The sequence below is a fragment of the Acinetobacter sp. Colony158 genome, from assembly GCF_019264745.1.
Taxonomy (GTDB): domain Bacteria; phylum Pseudomonadota; class Gammaproteobacteria; order Pseudomonadales; family Moraxellaceae; genus Acinetobacter; species Acinetobacter ursingii.
Map to the genome: position 1 here is coordinate 1,609,841 of NZ_CP078523.1, position 5,018 is coordinate 1,614,858.

General features: G+C 40.1%; 7 protein-coding genes. 4 read left to right on the top strand and 3 right to left on the bottom strand.

Annotated elements, in window-relative coordinates; translation table 11 throughout:
• Window position 1: 1 nt before the first annotated feature.
• Window positions 2–646 carry a ParA family protein gene (locus tag JR005_RS06600; RefSeq protein WP_151724833.1) on the bottom strand — a complete coding sequence of 215 codons (645 nt, stop codon included), beginning with the start codon at window positions 644–646 and terminating at the stop codon, window positions 2–4.
• 153 nt (window positions 647–799) lie between these two features.
• Between JR005_RS06600 and JR005_RS06605 the strand changes: the two genes are divergently transcribed.
• Entirely contained in the window at window positions 800–1,267 is a 468-nt protein-coding gene (locus JR005_RS06605) for a Holliday junction resolvase-like protein (RefSeq protein ID WP_004995192.1), read from the top strand.
• Between the two features lie 203 nt (window positions 1,268–1,470).
• Complete coding sequence (locus JR005_RS06610) at window positions 1,471–2,031, top strand: hypothetical protein (protein WP_218665738.1); 561 nt, start codon at window positions 1,471–1,473, stop codon at window positions 2,029–2,031.
• An 82-nt stretch (window positions 2,032–2,113) separates the two neighbouring features.
• Here the strand turns inward: JR005_RS06610 and JR005_RS06615 are convergent, their stop codons facing one another.
• Entirely contained in the window at window positions 2,114–2,683 is a 570-nt protein-coding gene (locus JR005_RS06615) for a hypothetical protein (protein ID WP_151722174.1), read from the bottom strand.
• Between the two features lie 30 nt (window positions 2,684–2,713).
• Window positions 2,714–3,484 carry a class I SAM-dependent methyltransferase gene (locus JR005_RS06620; RefSeq protein ID WP_218665739.1) on the bottom strand — a complete coding sequence of 257 codons (771 nt, stop codon included), beginning with the start codon at window positions 3,482–3,484 and terminating at the stop codon, window positions 2,714–2,716.
• 202 nt (window positions 3,485–3,686) lie between these two features.
• Here JR005_RS06620 and JR005_RS06625 point away from each other — a divergent pair, with 202 nt between their 5' ends.
• Window positions 3,687–4,535 carry an aldo/keto reductase gene (locus JR005_RS06625; protein WP_218665740.1) on the top strand — a complete coding sequence of 283 codons (849 nt, stop codon included), beginning with the start codon at window positions 3,687–3,689 and terminating at the stop codon, window positions 4,533–4,535.
• Between the two features lie 127 nt (window positions 4,536–4,662).
• The coding region (locus tag JR005_RS14655; protein WP_228731767.1) for a siderophore-interacting protein at window positions 4,663–5,018 on the top strand (356 nt) is incomplete at its 3' end.

The window sequence follows — 5,018 nt, forward strand, 5'->3', positions numbered from 1 at the left end:
CTTAAAACCATTCAGCAGGATCTTCAATTAAAGTATCGAGCAGCGGTTGCCATTGCGTCTGTAATAATAAAAAATTCTTTTGAGATCGATCAAAAATACTCAAACCCTGCATGGCCAATTGACCATAAGCACTTCGTTCAGAAATCGCAGCTACAGGTTGTTGTTCGATTTTTTCAAAAAACTGCTGAATATCTTTACTACTTGAAGTATTGGCTTTCATACGATTGGCTACTAAATGAATTCCGACCTTGCCTTTGCGAATTCGTTTAATATCCTGTAAATGTTTTAAAAAACGCTTGGTACTGTCAATATCAAAAAAAGAAGGTTGAAGCGGCGTGACAATCGCATGAGCTTCACTAATCAGTTGTTCAGCCTGTTCACCAGATAAGGCACCTGGCGCATCAATAATCAGATAATCGATATTTTTAGGCGCATCTCCAATGGATTTTTCATGACGCCAGTCCAAACTCTGAATCATTGCTGCGGTTTTTGGTCGCTGTTTGAGCCATTGCAGCGCTGATTTTTGATTATCTGCATCGGCTAGCGCAACTTTATATCCTTTTTGCGCCAGTGCCGAAGCCAGTGTAATTGCTGTAATGGTTTTACCGCATCCGCCTTTTTGATTTGCTATAAGTATCGTTTTCATGCCCGAGATATATTCTTGATTTACTGGATTAGATTAGCATCTTTTTAGCATTGAAAGGTTACACATGACAAAAGTCTTCAGCTTATTTAAAGTGTTTAAACGTTAAAATATTTAGACCTTAAAGTATGAACCAAATTTAGAGTAGGTAAATTCATGTCCATCTGGATGGCAATGTTAATAGGAGCATGTATTGGTGTCATCATCACCACCTTGATTCTTTCAAATACACGAAACGGACGTATTCGGGCAGAATATGAACAATATATTAGCGAACTAGAACTTGAACATCAGCAGGCTTTGGCGCAGGCACAAAAGCGTAGTGTAAATACCAGTCGTGCAGTCTTAAAAGGAAAAATGGCGGAACAGCTTGCTCCGATTATGCCAGAATTTCGTTATTTGCCGAGTGATGCCAAATTTCTAGGTGATCCTGTGGATTATGTGGTATTTGATGGTTATACCGACTTTCGTGATGGTGAAGGTCGAGCTGAAGATATCGAAGTGATTCTGATGGATATTAAAAGTGGAGGCGCACGACTCACTAAAGGTCAGCAAGCGATTGCGCAAGCGGTGCAAGAAGGTCGAGTCCGTTTCGAAACACTTAGAATTGATTTTGACGATTAGGCGGATCAATAATTTCTCTGCGATCTAATGCTATTTATTCTGGTCTATTTGCATCTGAAGATGAGAATTCGGCGTGTCTTTTCGCCACAAAAAGAGACTAAATCTGTCTTTATTGTTACCCAATTTTGCAATTTTTTATTAAATTTAAGCCTATGATAAAAAGATCAAAATGAATATTGTGATGTTTTAGTGGAGGAGTTGATATGCTCAAGCAGATAGGTATCGGATTGATTGTGGCATTGAGTATTGGGCAGGTGAGTGCCTCGACTTCCAGTGACTACAACATTGCGCGAGGTTTGGCTCCTGCGGTTAAAGGACAATCGGTGTCGGTGTTAAAACCTTTTAATGGTGATTTTCGTATTTTGGGTTATAAACAATATCGTAATGATGAGCAGGCAAAATTCTCTCCGATCGATTTTGCTGTCAGTTATGGTTTATTTGCACATCCCGAAATTGCCTCACAAATTAAAATTAATCAGTACGATCGCTATCTAAACTGGAGTATGCAAACACTTCCTGTGCCGCCAGATCAGGCCATGAAACTGGTGTCGAATATGCATATTATTCCTGCTAACCCAGATATTGCTAAACAGATTACCCAAGTCAAACGTGGTGATTTGGTTCGTCTAAAAGGTGAACTGGTTGAAGTCAAGGATAATAATCTGGTGTGGACATCATCACTTGCTCCCGGCGGTGTGGGTGATGGAGCCTGTGAAGTATTTCGAGTGCATTCGATTCAATGGATTGAGCGTCAAAAAATTTAATCACCTGCCCAAACCTTAAAAAATGATTTGCAGCGACACAGTTCTTTTGAATAATGTCGCTGCTTTTATTTCTATATGGTTTCTATGCTGGCTTTTGTTGGTCTTTCCAATGTTTTAATTGTTCTTGGGCATGTAAATAATCACTCAGATCTTGCACATTGATTGCGGCTTTTTTCTGGTTCTGAGCATTGGCAGAACTGGTTTGTTCATTGATTAACTTACCCTGATTTTCCCAGTATTGATATAACAATCCCTGAATATACCGTCCTTGTGCTGTTTTTAAATCTAAATCTTTTAGCATGGTCAGTGCCGACTGAATATGATCAAGTTTACGGTTACGTTCAAATTCAGGGGTTAAGCTTCCATCCTGTTGCATCTTTGCCAGTTCATTATCCATATCATCCGTCATTGCAGTGAATTTTTCATCAAACTCATCTAACAACGCTATGTCATGAGTATCTTGTTCTGTCGCAGGAAACTCTTTGATCGGTGGCGTTTTTAACTGATCTACATTTGCTTGATGCTCATGGGTCTGTTGTTCAGTTGATGGTGCTGTTTTGCTTTGATCATTTTTATTACATGCACTGAGTAGCAATGTACTGCCTAAAACCAAAGCCAATATCTGCAAGGGCTTATTGTTTTGGATGCTCATGATGTTTTCCTTATTGAGTTTGGATCAGCATTAGATTTTTTTAAAGTGGTAAGCGTAGGTGATATAAGGGAATTCAATTTCATCCTGTGGTTGTTTACCCGTGAATTCATAGACGACTTGTTCAAATTGTTGTTTCAGTTCGAGCTGTTGTTTTTCAGTCATCGCAGCAATAAAACTGGTGGACAGCAAGCGTTGACTCACCACTTGCTCCACGGTCCCTTTTTGAACTTGAGAATAAACTTTGACACTTTCGAGTCGAAATAAAAATTGATGCTCAAATACTTTTTTCCAGTCGCCACTGTGATAACGAGGGGTATCCTGTTCTAACGGTTGCAATATATCTGCCAGTGCTTTGACCCAGTTGACTTCAATATCACGTTGATTCCAGATTAACCCCAAATGCCCATCAATTTTGAGGAGTTGATAGATTTCATTGAGGGTTTCGATATTGGCAAACCAATGAAATGACTGCGCACATAGCACCGCATCGACGCTTTGAGGGGGTAATGGAATTTCAGTGCTATAGGCGTCGAGTGCTTTAATTTCAGGGTGTGCAAGGCTTAACTGTTCACGCATAGCCTGAACGGGTTCAACCGCAATAATATCTGAGGTCACTTGCTCAAGATAAGGGATGAATTTACCTGTACCAGCCCCTAAATCTACGATACACGAGCTTTGATCTAATTGTAACTCCTGCTTTAGCCAGTTCACAATTTCATTTGGATAATCAGGTCGAACCTGTTGGTAGAGTTCGGCAGCCTGACTAAATCCTTGCTGTGCAGCATGATGAATCGGTTTCATAAGCGTTGACCCAAAATAGTTWTTTTTTAATGCAAATAATCTCTTGCTATTATGAACCCCGCATCTATACGACGCGTTTAGAAAATAGCATTTTTCATACAATTCGATGAGTTTTATAACATTTTTACATGTGGATATAGCAGAGCTGTACGGTTTTACATGTTAAAACTTTAATACAATGCATACCTAAAAGAGTGAAAAAATGACTCAGCAGATTAAAATTCCTTCTTTAAAACTTCATGATGGACATCAGATTCCTGCACTTGGCTTTGGTACCTATACCTTAAAAGGTAAAGCAGGAGTTGACGTCATGTTGCGTGCCTTAAATAACGGTTATCGTCTGTTGGATTCGGCGTTTAACTACGAAAATGAAGGCGCTGTGGGTGAAGCATTTCGGCAATCTGGATTAGAGCGTAAAGATGTCTTTATAAGCTCTAAGTTACCAGGCCGTCGTCATCCATATAAGCAGGCAATGGAAACCATTGAAGAATCTTTATATCGTATGCAACTGGATTATCTGGATCTCTATCTGATTCACTGGCCAAATCCCAAACAGGGATTATACGTTGAGGCATGGCAAGCGCTGATTGAGGCACAAAAGCAGGGTCTGATCAAATCCATTGGCGTCAGTAATTTTTTGCCTGAGCATATTGATACATTGCAGCGTGAAACAGGCGTATTGCCTGTGATCAATCAGGTCGAGCTACATCCCTATTTTAATCAGTCAGCGCAGCATCAATATGATCAATCCAAACAGATTTTGACGATGGCGTGGAGTCCTTTAGGGCGGGGCAGTGAGGTCATTAAAAATGACGTATTGCAGCAGATTGCTCAAGAGCTGAATTATTCGATGCAGCAAGTGATTTTAAGATGGCAGCATCAACTGGGTGTAATTTCGATCCCTAAGGCCAGTAGCGATAAAAACCAATTGGCGAATCAGGAAATTTTTAACTTTAGCCTGAGTGATGAGCAGATGCAGCAGATCAACCAATTGACCCGCGCAGATGGTCGTTTAGCCAATCAAAACCCTGCTGTATATGAGGAATTTTAAAGGTTGGTGATCGGATTCAGATCATATCTTCTTGATGGAAATGTGAATACAAGTGCGATAATGAAATTGATAATCATTATCTTTTGATGTTATATTGAAATGACTTTTCCTATATGAGGGTGTGATCATGAATCAGGCACAGCCTTATTTGATTGTGAATATGCAATTGGCTCAAATTCAAAAATTATCTCCAACCATGACCCGATTTACCTTTCAAGGAGATCAACTGGATCAGGTGCTCAGTTATGCACCTGATCAGCGGGTAAAGTTATTTTTCCCCATTATAGACAATCCTGAACAAACACAATGGATTGAAAACCATACTGAATGGTATCAGCACTATCGACAGTTGCCTGAACAGGTTCGCCCACCTATGCGTACTTATACCATTCGACATTTACGACAAAAACAGAAACAAGTGGATATCGATTTTGCCATGCATGGCGCGACTGGGCCTGCATCTTCGTGGGCGGAACAGGCAAA

Excerpts from the sequence above, each read along its gene's own strand:
- JR005_RS06600 (WP_151724833.1), bottom strand. The coding sequence starts at position 646 with ATGAAAACGATACTTATAGCAAATCAAAAAGGCGGATGCGGTAAAACC.
- JR005_RS06605 (WP_004995192.1), top strand. The coding sequence starts at position 800 with ATGTCCATCTGGATGGCAATGTTAATAGGAGCATGTATTGGTGTCATC.
- JR005_RS06610 (WP_218665738.1), top strand. The coding sequence starts at position 1,471 with ATGCTCAAGCAGATAGGTATCGGATTGATTGTGGCATTGAGTATTGGG.
- JR005_RS06615 (WP_151722174.1), bottom strand. The coding sequence starts at position 2,683 with ATGAGCATCCAAAACAATAAGCCCTTGCAGATATTGGCTTTGGTTTTA.
- JR005_RS06620 (WP_218665739.1), bottom strand. The coding sequence starts at position 3,484 with ATGAAACCGATTCATCATGCTGCACAGCAAGGATTTAGTCAGGCTGCC.
- JR005_RS06625 (WP_218665740.1), top strand. The coding sequence starts at position 3,687 with ATGACTCAGCAGATTAAAATTCCTTCTTTAAAACTTCATGATGGACAT.